Raw genomic sequence first — 18,152 nt, 5'->3', positions numbered from 1 at the left:
ATATGCCGCACATCAACATCAAACACTTCCGGGTCGAGCTGAGCGCGGCCCAGAAGGACGAACTGGTTCAGGCGCTGAGCAGCATCGTGCAAAAGACTTTTGCTTGCCCGGACGGCGCCGTCTCCATCGCCCTGGAGCCGGTCGCGCCGGAGGAGTGGCGCCAGCGGGTGTATCACCCGGAGCTGGAGCTGCGCAAGGAATTGTTGTGCAAGACCCCGAAGTACTGACTACTCAACTTACCCTACACAAGGACTACTATGAACGCAGCAAACAAGACTCTCCAAGCCCGATCGAACGGCGCGCCGCACGGCATCGAACTGGTGTTCGCCGACGAGGTGGCCGAGGCCCTGGCCACCGGCCAGGCGGTGGTGGCGCTGGAATCGAACGTGATCACCCATGGCCTGGATTATCCGGACAATGTGGCCACCTCGCGCCGGGTGGAGGCGGCGGTGCGGCGCGGCGGCGCGGTGCCGGCCACCATCGGCATCGAGGACGGCCGCATCCTGATCGGCATGAGCGAGGCCAGCATCGACCGCTTCGCGCAGACCCCGGGCATCCCCAAGGTCAGCAGCCGCGATCTGCCCTTCGTGTTGGCGCAGGGCGGCATGGGCGCGACCACGGTGGCCTCGTCTCTGGTGGCGGCGGAGCTGGCCGGCATCGCCTATTTCGCATCGGCCGGCATCGGCGGGGTGCACCGCGGGGCCGCGCAGAGCATGGATATCTCGTCCGATCTGATCCAGTTCACCCGCTCCAAGGTGGCGGTGGTGTGCGCCGGCGCCAAGAACATTCTCGACCTGGGCCTGACGCTGGAATTCCTGGAAACCCATTGCGTGCCGGTGGTGTCCTACCAGTTCGATGACTTCCCGGCCTTCTATTGCCGCTCCAGCGGCCACGCCAGCCCGCACCGCCTGGATGCGCCGGAGCAGATCGCCCGCGCCGTCGCCATGCATTGGGCGCTGGGCAACCACAGCTCGCTGCTGATCACCAGCCCCACCCGGGAGGAGGACGCCATCGACGGCGCGGCGATCGAGGCGGTCATCGCCCGGGCCGTGCTGGCCGCCGAGCAGGATGGCATCCGCGGCAACGCGCTGACCAAGCATTTGATGCGGGCGGTGGACCGGGTCACGGACGGGCGCTCGGCCAAGGCCAATATGGCGGTGCTGATCAATACGGCCGAGGTGGCCGGACGGATCGCGGCGGCCCACGCCACACTGCGCGCCAAGGGTCCGGCCTGATCGCGGCGCGGCGCCGGCCGGCGCCTCATGGCAAGGCGATCAGGCCCAGCCGGATCGCCTTGATGACGACGTCGCTGCGGCGGTTGACACCGAACTTGGTACGCAGGTTGCAGATATGGAAGTTGACGCCGGCCTCGGAGATGCTCAGGATGCGGCCGATCTCCCAGGTGGTCTTGCCGGCCGCGATCCAGCGCAGGCAGTCGAGTTCGCGTACCGTCAGCACCGGCGCCTCCTCCTCGACCTTGGGCGCGATGTGGGAGATGATGGCGTCGACCGCCACGTCGCGCAGCAGGCACAGTTCGCCCAGCGTCTGGCTCAGGTCGCGCTGGAAGGAAGCGGCGGAGCTGTCGTCGCGCACGCAGGTGAGCATGCCGACCTCGCCGTTCAGGCCATGGATGGGCAGGGTCACGCCGGAATGCAGGCCGAACGCGGTGGCTTCCTCCAGCATGCCTTGCTGGGCCGAGGTGTGGAACGATTCCGGCTTCCAGACGAACGGCGACATCGACTTGAAGCAGTGCACCACGGTCGGATCGTTGGCCCGCAGATTGTTTTTTTCGTAGTGTTCGCGCCAGGCTTGCGGGTAGGTGCTATGCAAATACAGGTCCTTGCTGCCGTTGCTGGTCTGGGCGGTCACGGCGAACAGCAAGCGTTCGAAACCCAGGGCCCGCACGGCCCGCTCAACATGTGACATCGCTTCCGCGCTGGAGCAGGCCTCCATGATGGGCGCAAAGTTGGCCAGACCTTTGGTGACGCTTTCGCCGCTGGTTGACAAGTTATCGTCCATAAGTTCCTTACTGAGCGTGTTGGGCATTGCTGGCTGTGAGCGCCGCTGAGTGCTACGGCGTAGGGCGCGGTATTCATGGCTGGGCATGCATGGCGTTGAAATGGTGCTAATTTGTTGCCAACTTGTGCACGCGGCATAAATTGTCAAGAAATTATAATTGAAGTTTTGTCATTTTGCTGTCAGGCACGCCTCCGCCGCCGGCTGGCCGCTGGCGGAGGGGCTTGCACTCAAGACAGATTGATGTTAGCGCGGCAGTGCTGTCTGGGGCGGACCGGACCGTTCCTGCGGCGCCGGCGTCACATCGACCTCGCTTTCAAAGTTGGGCGAATTGACGCGCTCCAGATCATCATCGCTGATGATTTCCAGCAGATGCAAGCGGGTCAGCATCAATACCGGGAACGGTATCGTGCCGCCGCGCTCGAAGCGGCTGCCGCAGGACTGGCTGACGCCGAAGCGTTGCCAGAACTGGGTCTGGTTTTCGCCCAGGATGTAGCGCAGGTCGCGGATCAGGGCCGTATCACGCGGCGTGATGCGGAACACTGCTTTTTTGTAAAATGGCATGATGCTCATACTCTCTCCCTCCGGTGTGACGATACTGGCGAGCGCCTAGTGGAATGTATCGAACAGCGCGGCATGGGTCTTCTGGCCCAGGTGGATTTCCAGCGCCACTGCGTCCTCGATGCCGACCCGGATCGGCGGGCCGAAGCGCGTCATCTCGATGCCGGCGTGGCGCAGCAGGCGTTCGATCGCGGTGGTGGTGACCGTCACGTATTTCACGATGCCGTTGTCATCGGCGAAACGCACCACTTCGCGCATCGCGTTCATCGCATGTTCGGCGAAGCCGAAGCTGCTGTCGCGGCCACTCTCGATGGCGAAGCGGCTCAGTTCCCATACCTGTCCGTCCTCGGGCGCCTGTTTGCCATGCAGCAGTTCCGGGAAGGTGTCCTTGAGCATGTAGGGGCCGGTGGTCGGCAGCAAACGCCAGCAGCCGCAGAAGCGCTGGGTGTCGTCGCGTATCATCATGTAGTAGGGATCGAGTGCGTCGTAGCCATCCACTTCCATGCCGCCCAACACCGCCACTTCCCAGCCCAGCCGGCCTTGAAACACCTTGGCGCGCAACTGGTAGATGCTGCGCAGGTCGATTGGTTTGAAGCTGTCACGTGCGCCTATTTGGATCATTGAAGCCATGTCTATCTCCTGAGTCGTCTATCGGTTAAAAGGGTTATGCGATGTGGTTACTTTATGCGAAGCGACTAGGCCGAGGAACTAGTAAACAAGATAGGAAATGACCTGGGAACTGATAGGTAGGTACTAGGTTCCTGATCGATAGTGACTGTGCGGCGAGGGGCGGCGGGGAGGCGGAATTCAGAACGGCATCAGCCGGATGAGGCGGGTGGATACGGCCCGCTGTTATTGCTGTGCCAGCACTACGCCGGTCAATACGCTTGTCGCGTTCAGTTGCAGACGGCCCGACAGTGGAAAGCCTGCGGGCAGGCGTGCCGTCAGTGGTGCAGTCAGGCGCGCGCTCCAGCTCCCCGCAGCAGGGTCCAGGCTGACCAGTTCGGCGGCCTCGAAGCCGAAGTAGCGGCCTACCTGCGGATACAGGGCCTTGAAAATGCTTTCCTTGAGCGAGAAACACAGCGATACCAGGGGGGGCAAGTCCAGCCCCGCGGCCCTGCCCAGCGCCAGTTCCGACGCGTTGAGGATCAAGGGGGCGAACTCGGCGGCTTGACGGGTGTCCATCATCGCTTCCAGATCGATGCCCACCCCTTCTACCGACGCGGCCACCGCGGCGAGGGCATGTTGCTGCGTATGGGTGATCGCACCACGCCAGCCTGGTGGCCATAGCGGCTCGCGGTTCGGCCCCACAGCGACCTGGTGTCCCGCCTGGCCGGCGCGGGCCAAGGCGCGGGCGGCGCAGTAGCGTCCGGCCAGGAACTCCGCCTGGCGCTTTACCGCCCAGCTTTGCAGGCCGGGTGGCTGGGCGAGCCGGAAATGCGCGAACAGGTCCGGCGTGTATTGGTCGGCTCGGTAGCGGCAGCGGTACAGTTCCAATCCCGGCAGGTTAAGATTGTTGTCGAGATCTTCGTATTCGATAAACATGTGATTGGGACAGGAATTGTGGTGTGGGCGGCCCCGGTGCGTAACGGTATCCTTCCCACGCTGTTGCACTGGCACCACGGCTCGATCTTTGTTGATCTATATCAATATTATGCGAATTACACTATTTTCACAAGCGACTGTCCGAGGATCTGATTTTCCGGCGTCCTGAGGGCGTTCCTGCGCCGCTGATTTGCATCGGAGAGATACGTTAAAATGCTACAGCGAAGACAAATTAAACTCTCGTTTACCTTAGGAGCCCTGCATGAAACGTGTCACTGGCATAGGCGGTGTGTTCTTCAAATCTCCCGACCCCAAGGCGCTGACCGAGTGGTATCGGGTCCATCTCGGCCTGGAGGTCAGCCAATGGGGCGGCGTGGCATTCCGCTGGTCCGGCCCGGATAATCCGAGCGGCACCGGTACCACTGCGTGGAATGCTTTCAAGGCCGACACCGACTACTTCGCCCCAAGCACGGCCAGTTTCATGATCAACTATCGGGTCGCCGACCTGCATGGCCTGTTGGCCGCGCTGCGTGCCGAAGGCTGCCGGGTCGAGGACAAGGTTGATGAATCGGAGTACGGCAAGTTCGGTTGGGTCATCGACCCCGACGGCAACAAGGTCGAATTGTGGGAGCCGCCGGAAGGCAAGTGATCCTCAGCGCACATGGGAGGGCGGGCAGCCGAAGCGCTCGCGGAAACGCAAGGAGAAGCGCGCGTGCGCCTGGTAGCCGCACGCCTCGGCGACCAGCGGGATGCTCCATCCCGTGGTCTGTAGCAGGCCCATGGCGTGATGCATGCGCACCTCCAGCAGCAGGGTTTCAAAGCGCAGATGCTGGGCCGCCAGGCGCCGCCTGAGGGTGGCCTCGCTCATCGCCAATTCGCGGCCGGCCTTGGCGGCGGTCCACTGCTGGCCGGGAGCGTCGCTCAGCAGGCTGGTCAGCAGATCGCCGACGTTCTGGCTGGCGGGGCGCGCAAACACGATGCCACGGTCCGCCAGCGCGAGCAGCAGTCCGACCAGCCGATGCATCAGCACCCGCTGGCTGACGCCGGCGTCCACACTACGGATGCAGTGCTCCAAACTGTCCGCCAGATCGTCATCGAGGGGCGTTGCGCGCCATGCGGCTACGGGGGCAGGGGACAACTCTTCCTGGTCATAGCGCTTGTAAAATTCGCGCAGCACTTCCGGCGCAATGGCGAGCAGCAGCGAACGAAACCTTGACTCATCGCCGCCGGGCAGCTTGACCAGGTCCGCGCAGACGTTCCGGGCCACCGCCATCAATGCGGATGGTCCTTCCAGCAACGCTTGCGCCTCGCCGGTGTCCAGGCTCAGGCTGCCCGACTTGACCAGCAAGATGGTCGCCTCCATGAAGCGAAAACCACTGGCGCGCTGCGGCTGCCGCAGGGACGGCTGCGCCAGCATGCACAGGCCGCGCCGCGCGATCGGCATGCCGGAGGGCAGTGTCCACTGGCCGTTGTCCATCGTCAGAGCAGCTTGGGATTGAGCGTGTAGGTGCCGGTGAGGGTGGCTTCGGCCAGCACATGGCCGGCGATCGCGCTGCGGATGGCTAGGCCGTCCAGCGCCTGGTCTTGCGGCAAGGCCGGGATGTCGAGCGCGTACAGCGTGAAGACGTAGTGATGCAGCAAGGCGTCGTTCCACGGTGGGCAAGGACCGTCATAGCCGTAGTAATTGCCGCTCATCTGGGCGTCGCCGGCGAACCAGTTGCTGTAGTCGTTGATACCGTGCTTCATGCCGCCGGCTGCTTCGGGACCGGTCTTGCCGTGCGGCGTGACGCCGTCGCTGTGGCTGCCGGCGGCGATGGCGCGCGTGGCGCCCGGGATGTCCAGCAGCAGCCAGTGGAAGAAGTCGACGCGCGGCAGGCTGGCCGGCACTTCACGGCCTTCCTGGTTCACGTCGTCGCCTCGGCTCGGCACGTCCGGATCGTGGCAGATCAGCACGAACGACTGCGTGCCGGCCGGCACCTCGTCCCACGCCAGCTGCGGATTGCGGTTGCTGGAGAGGGTGATGTGGGTGTCCGGAGCGATCACGGCGAAGGCGAACTCGCCGGGGATGGGCTGGTTGTTGGAAAAGCTGATGCTGGTCAATTTCATGGCTGGAAGTTCTTCTATAAAAGTGGAAGGCAGTGATGAAATTATAGAGGGCTAAGCACATACGTGAGTAACCAATCCAGTCAAATTTTGCGCTATTCCGATCAATATGACGGCCTTGGTGTGGTTTGTCATTGGCCATTCGCTCGCGGCGCCGTACGACTTTCCTTGATGTCGGAAACTTGATCTCAGTCAAATCTTTTATTGATTTGAATCAGTATCCTTGTGGAAATCAGCTCTCAGCGAGGCATTGCCATGACCAATCACCAGCCATTGCTGCATTCACCGTCCTTGGGCGGCGCGTCGTGCGACTTTTCCTGCCCCGCAACGACCGTCCAGCAGGGACCTGCGCCACCGCTGCGCGCCGCGGCCGCCGGGGCTTGCCACAGCTTTGCCTGCGCCGTGCTTGACGCCTTGCGCGAACAGCTTGCCGTGGTGGGGGCGGATGGCACCATCCTGGCCGTCAACGCCGCCTGGCGCCAGGCTTCCGCCACGCGCCGCCAGCCGGGGCAGCCCGCCTTGTACACCGACATCGGCAGCAATTACCTTGAGTTGTGCCGTGACGCGGTGGGGCGGGGAAGCGAAGGCGCAGCCGAGGCAGAGGCCGGCATCAAGGCGGTGCTGGCCGGACAAAGCGGCCGATTCCAGATGGAATATCCCTGCCATACCCCGACTGCGCGGCGCTGGTTCCGCATGACGGTGTCGCCGATGAGCTACGGCTGGCAGGGGGCGGTAGTGACCCACGAAGACATCACCGAGCGCCACCTGGCCGAGGCCAGCCTGCGGATCGCCGCCACCGCCTTCGAATCGAACGAGGGCATGATGGTCACCGACAGCAACGGCATCATCCTCAAGGTCAACCGGGCCTTCACCCGCATCACCGGCTATCCGATGGAGGAGGCGGTGGGGCACACTCCGCGCATGCTCAGCTCCGGCCGCCACGACGCCGAATTCTACCGGGCGATGTGGGCCGAGATCGGCGAGCGTGGCAGCTGGTCCGGCGAAATCTGGAACCGCCGCAAGAACGGCGAGGTCTATCCCGAATATCTGAGCATCACCTCGGTGCGCGACGATAGTGGCAGCATCTGCAACTACGTCGCGGCGCTGACCGACGTCACCTTGAGCAAGGCGGCCAGCGACGAGATCCGCAGCCTGGCGTTCTACGATCCGCTCACCCGCCTGCCCAACCGCCGCATGCTGCTGGAGCGCTTGCGCCAGGTGCTCGATGCCAGCAAGCTGCACGATCGTTACGGCGCGCTGATGTTCATCGACCTCGACAACTTCAAGACGCTCAACGATACGCTGGGCCACAGCGTCGGCGACCTGCTGCTGCAACAGGTCGCCGACCGCTTGCAGGAATGCCTGCGGCAAGGCGACACGGTGGCCCGCCTGGGCGGCGATGAATTCGTCGTGCTGCTGGAGGGCCTGGGCTGCACCGAACCGGCGGCGGCGGCCCAGGCCGAGCAGCTCGGGTCGAAGATCCTGGCCGAGCTGAATCGTCCTTACATGCTCGATCGCCACCTGTGCCACAGCACGCCGAGCATGGGCACGACCTTGTTCCATGACGGCTGGCCGGCCCATCCGGAGGAATTGCTGATGCAGGCCGACATCGCCATGTATCAGGCCAAGCAGGCGGGCCGCAACGGCATGCGCTTCTTCGACCAGAAAATGCAGGACAAGATCAGCACCCGGGCCCGGCTGGAGGAAGCGTTGCGGCGGGCGATCACTGAGCAGCGCTTCGAACTGTACTACCAGCCCCAGGTCGACGAGCAGGGACAGGCGGTCGGCGCGGAAGCGCTGATACGTTGGCCGCAGCCGGACGGCAGCTTCATGTCGCCGGCCCGCTTCATTCCGCTGGCGGAAGAGGCCAGCCTGATCCTGCCGATCGGCCAGTGGGTGATGGAAACGGCCTGCGCCCAGCTGCGGCAGTGGCAAGACCAGCCGCACATGGCGCAGCTGGTGATGGCGGTGAACATCAGCGCGGCGCAGATCCACCAACCGGATTTTTTCGAGCGGGTGCAAGACCTGATACGGCGCCACGGCTTCGACCCGTCGCGCCTGAAGCTGGAGCTGACCGAGGGTTTGCTGCTGGAAAATATCGAGCAGATCATCGGCACCATGGAGCGGCTGCGCAAGATCGGCGTGCACTTCTCGCTGGACGATTTCGGCACCGGCTACTCTTCGCTGCAATATCTGCGGCGCTTGCCGCTGAGCCAGCTGAAGATCGACCGCTCCTTCGTCAACGAACTGGCCTGCAACAGCAACGACCAGGCCATCGTGACGACCATCATCGCCATGTCGCGCAGCCTGGGCCTGGACGTCATCGCGGAAGGCGTGGAAAGTCTCGAACAGCGCCGCTTGCTGGAACAGTTGGGCTGCCATCGCTACCAGGGTTTTTTGTTCAGCCAGCCGGTGCCGGCCGGGCAGTTGCAGCAATGGCTGGCCAGCCACCGGTCTCCGCTTGGTTTAATTTGATCTGGATCATGGATTTAGTCGGGCCGCACGCCCATAGTCTTTGTCAGCGGCGCAGTGTGCGCCGGCCCGACAGACCACGAGGACATTATGGACGATATCGGTTGGACCCCGGACATGGCGCTGGGCATACCGCTGTTCGACGAAGCGCACGAGGCGCTGGCGGAGCAGATCAAATTACTGACACACTGCAAGGACGCGGACTTCGCCGCCGGCCTGGCGCAACTGATCGAATGCCTGGAAGATGATTTCCGCCATGAGGAAGCGCTGATGGACGCGATCGACTACCCGGCGCTGCGCAGCCATCGCGAGCAGCACGCCCGTGTGCTGGCCACTTTGCATCAGCTGGAAGCGGGGGAGATCAAAAGCGGCAGGGCGGCTGTAGGTCTGGTGCTGCCGTGGTTTCACGCTCACCTGGCCACGGCCGACACGGCGCTCGCCATCGCGTTGCAAATGAGCGGCCTTGATCTCGACCAGACGGCCAAGCTAGCGGGGCCGTTGCTCTCGCCCGCCAGGTCGACGGGATGATCGCCGTCTCGGCGAAGCGGTGCTCGATGCCGATCACGGCGCGGTGTTCATGATGTTGTCATAATTCATTCTTAGACTTTCCGGTTTTCACCCCCGCAAACTGGAAAGATATATGAAGAATCCGAAGCCGCACTTGATCTTGTCGACGATGTCCGCGCATGTTCTGGCCGCGTTGGCCCTGATGTCCGGCGGCGTGCAGGCGCAAACCGCAGCACCGGCCATCGAGGATGTGCCGGTATCGAATACTGCGCTGGATTCGGACGCGATCAAAAGCCGCGTGGTGATCACCGGCTCCAATGCCGCCAACCGCGCGCCGGTGCAGGCTTCGTTGAAGGCGACCCAGCCGCAGTCCATCATCACCGCGACCTTCATCGAGCAGGCGGTGACGCCGCTGGCGGACTTCAACGCCGTGGCGCGCATCGCGCCGAGCGTCGGCTCGGGCCTGTCGTCCAATGGCCCTGGCTTGGGCGAATCGAAGGTCACGCTGCGCGGCTTCCAGGACGGTGAATACAACATCACCTACGACGGCATCCCGTTCGGCGACACCAACAATCCGACCCACCATTCGACCTCCTACTTCCCGGCCCGCATCATCGGCGGCATGGTGATCGAGCGCGGCCCCGGCAACGCCAGCAATCTGGGACAGGCCACCTTCGGCGGTTCGATCAACCTGTTTTCGAAAGAGCTGGCGACTGACTTCCGTTTTTCGCCTTACGCCACCTACGGCTCCTGGAACACCAAAATCCTCGGCGCGGAGATCGACTCCGGCCAGCTGGAGCAGTTCGGCGATGCGCGCATGATGTTCAACGCCTCGCGCCTGACCAGCGACGGCTACCAGACCTACAGCGGCGTCAAGGAAGACAACTACCAGTTCAAGTTCCAGAAACCGCTGGGCAAGGAAACCATGCTGACGGTGTTCTCGACCTACAACAAGATCCACAGCTATGTGCCGGACAAGGCTGGCGTCACGCTGGCCCAGGTTGCGCTGTACGGTAAAAACTACTCGCTCAACAACGACAAGACCAGCCAGAACTACTACGGCTACAACTACAACGACAAGCGCACCGACTTCGAATACATCCGCCTGCAATCGAATCTGGACGGCGGCTGGGCGATCGACAACACGCTCTACACCTACGCCTACGACAACAACACCTTCTCCGGCCAGGACGCCAGCGGCGCCACCGCCAATGGCACCAAGTCCGGCGCGGCCGGCAACAAGAACGTCCCTGGCTATAACAAGCTCAATTCCTATCGCGTCAACGGCGACATCTTCAAGCTGACCAAGCAGCTGCAGGCGGGCTTGCTGCGCGCCGGCGTCTGGCTGGAGAGCTCGGACACCGAACGCCACACCTTCGACCTGGATTGGACGCTGAACGTACCGAACCCGAAGGAAGCGACCGCGCCGAAAGACGTGGCCTACAACCAGAACTCGTCGTGGAAGCAGTATCAGCCCTTCGTTGAATTCGAATGGGCGGTGGCGCCGCAATGGACCGTGACGCCGGGCCTCAAGTACGTCAACTTCAAGCGCTCGCTGGATGCGGTGGTCAACCAGGGCACGCGCATTCCGACCACGGCCGACCAGACGTACAACACCACCTTGCCGTTCCTGACCGCGAACCACGCCGTCAACAAGCAATGGTCGGCCTATGCCCAGGTGGCGCGCGGCTTCCTGGTGCCGGACCTGTCGATGTTCTACGTGAATAACCCGAACCTGAGCACGCCCAAGCCGCAGACCTCCACCAACTACCAGCTGGGCACCGTGCACCAGTCGGGCAACCTGACCTTCGATGCGGACATCTACTACATCGATTTCAACAACAAGATCGCCTCGACCGGCAGCGGCAACGACCTGGTGTACTACAACCAGGGCGGCGTGGTCTACAAGGGCATCGAAGGCGCGGCGACTTATTATGTCGGCAGCGGTTTCTCGCTGCATGCCAACGGTTCGGTCAACAAGGCCGAAGCCAAGGACACCGGCCTGCAAATCGCCAAGGTGCCCAAGTCCACGGCCGCACTGGGCCTGCTGTACAAGGACCATGGCCTGTATGGCTCGCTGATCGCCAAGACCAACGGCAGCCAGTATGCCAAGGACGGCGAACCGGCCGCCTACCAGATCGGCGCCTACACGTTGACCGACTTCACCGCCGGCTACCGCTGGCGCGTGGGCGGCGTCGTCAAGATGCTCAAGGTGCAGGTTGGCGTCAACAACGTCTTCAACAAGCAGGATGCGACGTCGATCAGCGCGAACAGCAAAGGCGCGGCGTTTGATCAGTACACTTTTGTGCCTGAGCGTAGCTGGACGGTGTCGCTCAATGCTGACTTCTAAGGTGGCCCGCATGCGCACATCCACCATGCTGTGTTGCGCGGCGCTGGTGCTGGGGCAGTGGCAGGGCGCTGTGCTGGCGGCGGCCGATCCGGTGGTGATGTCGTTCGCCACCGTGGGCGACTCGCGCGCCGACCCGGCCAGCGCCGAAACGGCGCAGGACGGGGTCTACCTGCAAAACACCCGCGCCTTGTCGCGCATCCTGCGCGAGATCCAGGCGGCCCGGCCGAAGGCCCTGTTCTTCAACGGCGACATGATCATGGGCTACACCGCCGACAAGTCCGCGATCGCCCGCCAATACGCCTACTGGCGCGGCATGACGGCGGGCCTGATGGAAAGCGGCACCTACGTGGTGCCGGTGACCGGTAACCATGAAATACAGTTCAAGGACAAGGACGCCGCCGGCAAGACCACCAAGATCGCGCGTCTTGAAAACGAGGAGCTGTGGCGCGAAAGCATGGGCGACCTGATACTGGATACCGCCCGTTGGAAGGCCGTCACCGGCATCGAGGCCAGCGCCTTCGACGCGAACAACGCGCCGCCGGTGGGCGGGCCGGATGGCAACCGGACCAGCCAGTCGCAATTGACGTTTTCCTTCGACGCCGGCGGCAGCCACTTCGCCGTGATCGACACCGACCCGGTTGGCAACGACGGCCACGGCCCGGCGCACTGGCTGGCGGAGGACTTCCGCCAGGCCAGGGCGCGCGGCGCCAAACGCTTCTTCGTGTTCGGCCACAAGCCGGCCTACACCTACTACTTCAAGGACGGCGTGGAGGCGGACGGCATGGACATCTATCCGGACAATGCCAAGGCCTTCTGGCAGGTGATGGAAGAATACGGCGGCGCCTATTTCTGCGGCCACCAGCACATCTTCAACGCGCAGCAGCCGGCACGCGCCGGTGGCGGCAAGGCCTGGCAGGTGATGGTGGGCTCCGGCGGCTCGCCGTTCAGCGCCAAGGCCGGAGATAGCCGCAATCCGCAGGACCGGAGCTACGCATGGGCGCTGGTCAAGGTGCACGCCAGCGGAAGGGTGCGCATCGAAGTGTATGGCTTCGATGAACACTACGGCAAAACCAAACGGCTGAAAACCATCCAGTTCTGAGCCAGGCTTGCGCGTCGTCGGCAATTGGTGACGGCGCGGTAAGCTCGCGCTACAATGGGCTGATGCTACGTGTGCCAACCAGGGTTGTTGTACTGAGTGCGATGCTGTCCTTGCTGTCGACGGTCGGGGCAAGTGTCGCCGCGACCGAGATCCGTACTTCGGCGCAGCAGGGCACCGAACCCAAGTTCCAGAGCGCCAGCGCGACAGGCGGGCGCGTGGTCGGCATCTGCATCGACATCATGCGCGCCGTCGAAAAGCTCGATTCCGACTTGAAATTCACCGGCGACCAGGCTTGGCAGCCATTGCCTCGCATTTACTCCGGCATGGACCGCGGCGTGCTGGATGCCTCCTGCGGCCTCTCGCATTCGCCCGAACGGGACAAGAAATACGTGTTTGTCGGCCCGCCGCTGTTCTCGATCCGCTATCACCTGATCGCGCGCAACGACGACGCGGCGGTGATCGCCAACTGGGACGACCTGCGCAAGCTGGCCCCGGACAACGTGGTGCTGGCCAATCGCGGCTTCGCCGGTGTGACGGTGCTGGAATCGGCCGGGGTGGCGCAGATCGACGCCGGCGCCTCGGACCCGAAACTCAACCTGCAAAAGCTGCTGGCCCACCGGGGCCGCTTCTTCTTCCATCGGATGCCGGGCTTGCAGGCGGTGCTGGACCGTTCGGGCCTGGCCGAGAAATTCAAGATCCTGCCGACCGTCATGGCCATCAGCCCGCTGTACTTCGTCTTGGGCAAGCACGTCGATCCGGTCTTGGTCGATCGTCTGCGAACGGCCTTGCAGACGCTGGAAAAAAGCGGAGAACTGGAACGTATCGCTAAGGCTTGGGAGTAACCGACGACAGTTTGCCGATCAACGCCAACAGCGCTTCGACATCGACCGGCTTGACGAAGTAGTGGTCGAAGCCCGCCTCGCTGGCCAGGTCGCGGTCCTCGCGGCGGCCGTAGCCGGTCACCGCCACCAGCGTGGCATTGGCGGTTTGCGGCAGTTCACGCAGGCCGCGCGCCAGCTCGTTGCCGCTGATGTCGGGCAGGCCGATATCGAGCAGGCATAGTTGCGGCGACATGCGCTGGGCGATCTCCAGCGCCTCCAGCGCGGTATGCGCGACCAATACTTCGTGGCCGGACGCATCGAGCAGCAGTTGCAGCGTTTGCGCGGCGTCGATATTGTCGTCCACCACCAGCACGCGCAGCCTGGCGCCGCCGGCCGCCAATGGTCCGGACGCCGCCGGCGCGTGCTGGCCCGGTCCACCCGGCAGCGAGATGGTGAAGGTGCTGCCTTGCTGCTCGCCCGGGCTGTCGGCGGACACGCTGCCGCCATGCAGCTCCACCAGCGATTTGACCAGCGCCAGGCCCAGTCCCAGCCCGCCTTGCGAACGGTCGGGATTGCGGTCTGCCTGGGCGAACAACTCGAACACGCGGGCGCGCAGCTCCGGCGCCATGCCGATGCCGGAATCGTTGACCACCAGCCGCACCACGCCGTCCCCGCCATGCACCGACAACTTGATGACGCCGTCGACCGGGGTGTACTTGGCCGCGTTGTTGAGCACATTGACCAGCACCTGCACCAGCCGTTTGTGGTCGCCGTTGACTTGCTGCGGCACCTCGGGCAGCGACAGTTCGAAATGCTGGTGTTTGTTCCTGAATAGCGGCTCCGCCTGCTCGACGGCGTCGGCCACCACGTCGGCCACGTTGAGCGGCACGCGCGTCACCGTCACCAGGCCGCGGGTCACGCGCGAAACGTCGAGCAGGTCGTCGACCAGGCGCGTCATGTGGTGCACCTGGCGGACGATGATGGCGGCCGTGCGTTCGACCGCCGCCGCGGTGGCGTGGCCGCTTTGCAGCAGCTGCGCGCCGGCGCTGATCGGCGCCAGCGGGTTGCGCAGTTCGTGCGCCAGCATCGCCAGGAATTCATCCTTGCGCTGGTCGGCCAGGCGCAGCTGGGTTTCCGCCTTCAGGTGCTGGACTTCCTTTTGCTGCAAGGCCTCGGCCATCGCGTCCAGCGCCCGCGCCAGTTCGCTGATTTCCTCGTTGCCGTAGACGATGCCGCTGCGCGCGCCCAGCGTGCCGGAGGCGATGCTGTTGGCGGTGGTGGCCAGGCGCTTGACCCGGCGCAGCACCAGCACATCGCCGACAAACCATGCCGCCAGCAGCGCCAGCACCAGCGTGACGGCCAGCGCCGACATGTCGAGCAGCTGGTCGTGGCGGGCGGCGGCGGTGATGTCGTCGGCCGGAATGCCGATGGTGACGGTGTAGTCGGACAGGCCGTTGTTGCCGACGCGGGCAAAGCGGTGCAGCCGCTCGATGCCATCGGGCCCGGTCAGCAGCACCGGCTTGCCCGGCTCGCCGGCCATGGCGGCGCGCATCTCCGGCCACACCATCTGGCCGAACCACTGCTCCGGATTGGGCTTGCGCGAAATGATCTTGCCTTCCGAGTCGGACGTCAGCAGCAGCGATCCCGGTGGCAGCTTGATGTCGGCCACGAAGCGATCCAGCTTGGTCAGGTCCAGCGCGGCGAACACCACGGCCTTGACCTGGTCGCCGTCGCCCAGCAGCGGGTAGGTGAGGTTGACGGTGTGCTTCTGGATCACGCGGCCGAACACGTAGCCGCCGGCCACGAAGCGGCGCAGGTGCACGGCGCGGCGGAAGTGCGAGCGGTCGGCCAGGTTGACCGGCGCGGACGAGGGGATGGCGCTGCAGGTGACGTCGCCGTTCAGCTGGATCAGGCCAAGGTTGGCGTAGTCGGGGTTCTGCTGCTGGATATTGGCCAGCAGGCGGCTGCAATGGGCCTGGTCGCCGGTCAGGTCGGGAATGCTGGCCAGGTCGCGCAGGATCTGGCGCGCGCCCTCGATCGACTGCGCTTCGTTGGCGGCGGCCAGGTTGGTCAGGCGCTGCAGGTTCTCTTCCGCCACCTGCACCGCGTGCTGGCGTTCGCGCACGCCGCTGACCAGCGTCATCACCGCGATCGGGGCGATCGCCAGCGCCACCAGCAGGATCAGGCGGCTGCGCAAGCTATTGAGTTGGAAGAGAAGAAAGGCCATGCTGGGTGCTTAACGGGCCCGATAACGTGCGTTGCCGTAGCTGATAATCGCTTCCACACCGCGCCGCAGCGTGGCGATGTCGTCCGAAATATAACCGATGCGGATAAAGCCCGGCGCACCCAAGGCGTCGCCCGGCATCAGCGCCACCGAGTGCTGGTTCAGCAGCTGTTCGGCGAACTGCCTGGTGTCCATGGTCAGCGCCGAGACGTCGCCCCACAGATAGGGACCGGAGGCCGGGCAGTGCATGCGCATCCAGGGCAGGCCGTGCACCAGGTCCAGCACCAGGTCGCGGCGCTGGCGGTATTCGTCCAGCATCGCCATCGGTTCGCCGGATTCGAAGGCGGCGGCCAGCGCCAGCTGGATCAGCATGGGCGCGGCGGCGGTGATCGGGCCTTGCAGCGTCTCCATCGCGGTGACGATGTGGGGCGGCGCCACCGCGAAGCCTGCCCGCCAGCCCATCATCGCGTAGCTTTGCGAGGCGGAATACAGGCTGACGATGCCGATCTGCTGCCAGTCCGGCCGCGCGGCCAGGCTGGTATGGACGCCTTCGAAGATCAGCTTTTCGTAGCTCTCGTCGACGATGGCGCGGGTGCCGGTGCGTTTGAGCCAGCCGGCGATGCGTTCGATTTCGTCGGCCCGCAGCACGCCGCCGGTCGGGTTGTGCGGATTGTTGATGATCAGGATCTTGGCCGGCGGCAGGCTGTCGAGGAATTCGGCGCTGACGGTGGCGGGCAAATCGACCAGCACCGGCTCCAGTCCCAGCAGTTTGCAGGTGGTGACGTAGGCCGGCCAGTGCGGCTTGAAGATGATGACGGCGTCGCCCGGGTCGGCCATCACGTACAGCGCCTGGTACAAGGCCTGCTTGGCGCCGTTGGTGACGATGATTTCGCTGGCGCTGGCGGCGATGCCGTTTTCGCTGCTGACCTTGGCGGCCAGGCGGGCGCGGATGCCGGCGTCGCCGCCGACCGTGGTGTAGGCCAGGGACGGTTGCTGCAAGCCGTCGCGCACTGCTTGCAGCACGCTCTCCGGCGCCTGGAAATGCGAAATGGCGATGGAAAAGTCAATCACGTCCTCGCCGCGCGCCTTCATGGCGTCGACCCGGCCGTGCATTGCGGTGGTCGCCAGCGGCTTGGAGCGGGCGATGCGTTGTGATGTTTCCATGCAAAGTGTCTCTATGGCAAATGTTTCGATTTGTTATTCTACTTCAGATAGGGAAGTCAGTACGCACGACTGCGTACATATTTGCCTGATGGTATCCTTGACCACTTAACCAATGAGGATGGCTCAATAATCTTATGCGATTAATAACAAAAACATGTGGCCAGGCGCTTGCGCTGGCCTTCGTCGCCACCGGCGCCGCGCAGGCGGAAGCGATCATCAAGATCGGCCATGTGGCGGCGACTTCGGGACCGATCGCCCACTTGGGCAAGGACAATGAGAACGGCGCCCGCATGGCGGTCGACGAGCTCAACGCCAAGGGCGTGGTCATCGGCGGGAAGAAGTACAAGATCGTGTTGCAGGCGGAAGACGATGCCGCCGATCCCAAGCAGGGAACCACCGCCGCGCAGAAGCTGGTGGATGCCAGGGTCAACGGCGTGATCGGGCATGAGACGTCAGGCACGACGATACCGGCCTCGCGCATCTACCATGATGCCGGCATACCGCAGATTTCGCCGTCGGCCACCAATCCGCAGTACACCCGCCAGCGCTACGAGACCGCGTTCCGCAACATCGCCAACGACGAGCAGCTGGGCGCCGCGCTGGCGCGTTACGCGATGCAGAACGTCAAGGCCAAGCGCGTCGCCGTCATCGACGACCGCACTGCCTACGGCAAGGGCCTGGTCGATGAATTCGTCAAGAACGTCAAGCGCGCCGGCGGCGCGTCGGGGACGACCGTGGTGTCGACCCAGTTCACCACCGACAAGTCCACCGACTTCAGCGCCATCCTGACCGCCATCAAGGCGACCAAGCCGGATATGGTGTTCTTCGGCGGCATGGACGCCGTGGCCGGGCCGATGCTGCGCCAGATGAAGGCGCTGGCGATCCCGATCAAGTTCATGGGCGGCGACGGCATGTGTTCGGATTCGGTGCCGCGCCTGGCGGGCGACGCCATGAGCGACGGCCAGGTGATCTGCGCCGAAGCGGGCGGGGTCGAGCCGTCCCAGGAAAAAGGCATGGCCGATTTCCGCGTGGCCTACAAGAAGAAATTCGGCATCGACGTCGAGACTTACGCGCCGTACGCCTACGATGCGCTGATGACGATGGTCGAAGCGATGCAGAAGGCCGGCTCGCCGGAGCCGGCCAAGTACCTGCCGGCGCTGGCCGGCATCACCCACAAAGGCGTGACCGGCAACATCACCTTCGATGCGCGCGGCGACGTGAAAGACGGCGTGCTGACGATCTACACCTTCCGCAACGCCAAGCGCGAAAAAGTAGCGGTGATGAAATAAC

17 protein-coding genes are annotated in these 18,152 nt (G+C 64.0%); 9 read left to right on the top strand and 8 right to left on the bottom strand.

The window, feature by feature from the left end; genetic code table 11:
* The first annotated feature begins 2 nt into the window (after positions 1–2).
* Together V6M89_RS13110 and V6M89_RS13105 are read left to right on the top strand one after the other, a co-directional pair.
* Positions 3–227, top strand: a complete 225-nt coding sequence (locus V6M89_RS13110; protein ID WP_332853576.1) for a tautomerase family protein — start codon at positions 3–5, stop codon at positions 225–227.
* A gap of 30 nt (positions 228–257) precedes the next feature.
* The gene (locus V6M89_RS13105; RefSeq protein WP_332853575.1) at positions 258–1,235 is read left to right on the top strand and encodes a pseudouridine-5'-phosphate glycosidase; all 978 of its coding nucleotides are present in this window, start codon (positions 258–260) and stop codon (positions 1,233–1,235) included.
* A 25-nt stretch (positions 1,236–1,260) separates the two neighbouring features.
* Here the strand turns inward: V6M89_RS13105 and V6M89_RS13100 are convergent, their stop codons facing one another.
* From V6M89_RS13100 to V6M89_RS13085, 4 genes are all read right to left on the bottom strand, one after another.
* Complete coding sequence (locus V6M89_RS13100) at positions 1,261–2,019, bottom strand: autoinducer binding domain-containing protein (protein WP_332853574.1); 759 nt, start codon at positions 2,017–2,019, stop codon at positions 1,261–1,263.
* A gap of 243 nt (positions 2,020–2,262) precedes the next feature.
* Positions 2,263–2,589: a hypothetical protein gene (locus V6M89_RS13095; RefSeq protein WP_332853573.1), complete on the bottom strand. Its 327-nt coding sequence runs from the start codon at positions 2,587–2,589 to the stop codon at positions 2,263–2,265.
* 36 nt (positions 2,590–2,625) lie between these two features.
* The gene (locus V6M89_RS13090) at positions 2,626–3,207 is read right to left on the bottom strand and encodes an acyl-homoserine-lactone synthase (protein WP_332853572.1); all 582 of its coding nucleotides are present in this window, start codon (positions 3,205–3,207) and stop codon (positions 2,626–2,628) included.
* Positions 3,208–3,429: 222 nt separating this feature from the next.
* Positions 3,430–4,122, bottom strand: coding sequence for a 4'-phosphopantetheinyl transferase family protein (locus tag V6M89_RS13085; RefSeq protein WP_332853571.1), 693 nt, complete (start codon positions 4,120–4,122; stop codon positions 3,430–3,432).
* A 262-nt stretch (positions 4,123–4,384) separates the two neighbouring features.
* Here V6M89_RS13085 and V6M89_RS13080 point away from each other — a divergent pair, with 262 nt between their 5' ends.
* Entirely contained in the window at positions 4,385–4,771 is a 387-nt protein-coding gene (locus V6M89_RS13080) for a VOC family protein (RefSeq protein ID WP_332853570.1), read from the top strand.
* 3 nt (positions 4,772–4,774) lie between these two features.
* Here V6M89_RS13080 and V6M89_RS13075 read toward each other — a convergent pair whose 3' ends face one another.
* Both V6M89_RS13075 and V6M89_RS13070 read right to left on the bottom strand, forming a co-directional pair.
* Entirely contained in the window at positions 4,775–5,599 is an 825-nt protein-coding gene (locus V6M89_RS13075) for a helix-turn-helix transcriptional regulator (RefSeq protein WP_332853569.1), read from the bottom strand.
* Between the two features lie 2 nt (positions 5,600–5,601).
* The gene (locus V6M89_RS13070) at positions 5,602–6,228 is read right to left on the bottom strand and encodes a YbhB/YbcL family Raf kinase inhibitor-like protein (protein ID WP_332853568.1); all 627 of its coding nucleotides are present in this window, start codon (positions 6,226–6,228) and stop codon (positions 5,602–5,604) included.
* 252 nt (positions 6,229–6,480) lie between these two features.
* On the opposite strand from V6M89_RS13070, the gene V6M89_RS13065 reads away from it, so the two are divergent.
* From V6M89_RS13065 to V6M89_RS13045, 5 genes are all read left to right on the top strand, one after another.
* Positions 6,481–8,700, top strand: coding sequence for a putative bifunctional diguanylate cyclase/phosphodiesterase (locus V6M89_RS13065; RefSeq protein ID WP_332853567.1), 2,220 nt, complete (start codon positions 6,481–6,483; stop codon positions 8,698–8,700).
* A gap of 87 nt (positions 8,701–8,787) precedes the next feature.
* Positions 8,788–9,225, top strand: a complete 438-nt coding sequence (locus V6M89_RS13060; protein ID WP_332853566.1) for a bacteriohemerythrin — start codon at positions 8,788–8,790, stop codon at positions 9,223–9,225.
* Positions 9,226–9,337: 112 nt separating this feature from the next.
* Positions 9,338–11,554, top strand: a complete 2,217-nt coding sequence (locus tag V6M89_RS13055; protein ID WP_332853565.1) for a TonB-dependent receptor — start codon at positions 9,338–9,340, stop codon at positions 11,552–11,554.
* Between the two features lie 10 nt (positions 11,555–11,564).
* Positions 11,565–12,653 (top strand): metallophosphoesterase family protein, encoded by a 1,089-nt coding sequence (locus tag V6M89_RS13050; protein WP_332853564.1) that lies wholly within the window; start codon positions 11,565–11,567, stop codon positions 12,651–12,653.
* A 101-nt stretch (positions 12,654–12,754) separates the two neighbouring features.
* On the top strand, positions 12,755–13,495 hold the full coding sequence (locus V6M89_RS13045; protein ID WP_332853563.1) for a substrate-binding periplasmic protein: 741 nt from the start codon (positions 12,755–12,757) through the stop codon (positions 13,493–13,495).
* Here V6M89_RS13045 and V6M89_RS13040 read toward each other — a convergent pair.
* Together V6M89_RS13040 and V6M89_RS13035 are read right to left on the bottom strand one after the other, a co-directional pair.
* Complete coding sequence (locus V6M89_RS13040; protein ID WP_332853562.1) at positions 13,479–15,701, bottom strand: ATP-binding protein; 2,223 nt, start codon at positions 15,699–15,701, stop codon at positions 13,479–13,481. The two genes, V6M89_RS13045 and V6M89_RS13040, sit on opposite strands and share 17 nt — an antisense overlap.
* Positions 15,702–15,710: 9 nt before the next feature.
* Entirely contained in the window at positions 15,711–16,862 is a 1,152-nt protein-coding gene (locus V6M89_RS13035; protein ID WP_332853561.1) for a pyridoxal phosphate-dependent aminotransferase, read from the bottom strand.
* 134 nt (positions 16,863–16,996) lie between these two features.
* On the opposite strand from V6M89_RS13035, the gene V6M89_RS13030 reads away from it, so the two are divergent.
* Positions 16,997–18,151 carry a branched-chain amino acid ABC transporter substrate-binding protein gene (locus V6M89_RS13030; RefSeq protein WP_332853560.1) on the top strand — a complete coding sequence of 385 codons (1,155 nt, stop codon included), beginning with the start codon at positions 16,997–16,999 and terminating at the stop codon, positions 18,149–18,151.
* Position 18,152 lies beyond the last annotated feature (1 nt).

Origin of the sequence: Duganella sp. S19_KUP01_CR8 (genome assembly GCF_036688705.1) — a bacterium.
GTDB lineage: Bacteria > Pseudomonadota > Gammaproteobacteria > Burkholderiales > Burkholderiaceae_D > Rugamonas.
The sequence above is the reverse complement of the archived record's forward strand: the minus strand, read 5'-3'. Positions and strand labels throughout refer to the sequence as shown.

Excerpts from the sequence above, each read along its gene's own strand:
- V6M89_RS13110 (WP_332853576.1), top strand. The coding sequence starts at position 3 with ATGCCGCACATCAACATCAAACACTTCCGGGTCGAGCTGAGCGCGGCC.
- V6M89_RS13105 (WP_332853575.1), top strand. The coding sequence starts at position 258 with ATGAACGCAGCAAACAAGACTCTCCAAGCCCGATCGAACGGCGCGCCG.
- V6M89_RS13100 (WP_332853574.1), bottom strand. The coding sequence starts at position 2,019 with ATGGACGATAACTTGTCAACCAGCGGCGAAAGCGTCACCAAAGGTCTG.
- V6M89_RS13095 (WP_332853573.1), bottom strand. The coding sequence starts at position 2,589 with ATGAGCATCATGCCATTTTACAAAAAAGCAGTGTTCCGCATCACGCCG.
- V6M89_RS13090 (WP_332853572.1), bottom strand. The coding sequence starts at position 3,207 with ATGGCTTCAATGATCCAAATAGGCGCACGTGACAGCTTCAAACCAATC.
- V6M89_RS13085 (WP_332853571.1), bottom strand. The coding sequence starts at position 4,122 with ATGTTTATCGAATACGAAGATCTCGACAACAATCTTAACCTGCCGGGA.
- V6M89_RS13080 (WP_332853570.1), top strand. The coding sequence starts at position 4,385 with ATGAAACGTGTCACTGGCATAGGCGGTGTGTTCTTCAAATCTCCCGAC.
- V6M89_RS13075 (WP_332853569.1), bottom strand. The coding sequence starts at position 5,599 with ATGGACAACGGCCAGTGGACACTGCCCTCCGGCATGCCGATCGCGCGG.
- V6M89_RS13070 (WP_332853568.1), bottom strand. The coding sequence starts at position 6,228 with ATGAAATTGACCAGCATCAGCTTTTCCAACAACCAGCCCATCCCCGGC.
- V6M89_RS13065 (WP_332853567.1), top strand. The coding sequence starts at position 6,481 with ATGACCAATCACCAGCCATTGCTGCATTCACCGTCCTTGGGCGGCGCG.
- V6M89_RS13060 (WP_332853566.1), top strand. The coding sequence starts at position 8,788 with ATGGACGATATCGGTTGGACCCCGGACATGGCGCTGGGCATACCGCTG.
- V6M89_RS13055 (WP_332853565.1), top strand. The coding sequence starts at position 9,338 with ATGAAGAATCCGAAGCCGCACTTGATCTTGTCGACGATGTCCGCGCAT.
- V6M89_RS13050 (WP_332853564.1), top strand. The coding sequence starts at position 11,565 with ATGCGCACATCCACCATGCTGTGTTGCGCGGCGCTGGTGCTGGGGCAG.
- V6M89_RS13045 (WP_332853563.1), top strand. The coding sequence starts at position 12,755 with ATGCTGTCCTTGCTGTCGACGGTCGGGGCAAGTGTCGCCGCGACCGAG.
- V6M89_RS13040 (WP_332853562.1), bottom strand. The coding sequence starts at position 15,701 with ATGGCCTTTCTTCTCTTCCAACTCAATAGCTTGCGCAGCCGCCTGATC.
- V6M89_RS13035 (WP_332853561.1), bottom strand. The coding sequence starts at position 16,862 with ATGGAAACATCACAACGCATCGCCCGCTCCAAGCCGCTGGCGACCACC.
- V6M89_RS13030 (WP_332853560.1), top strand. The coding sequence starts at position 16,997 with ATGCGATTAATAACAAAAACATGTGGCCAGGCGCTTGCGCTGGCCTTC.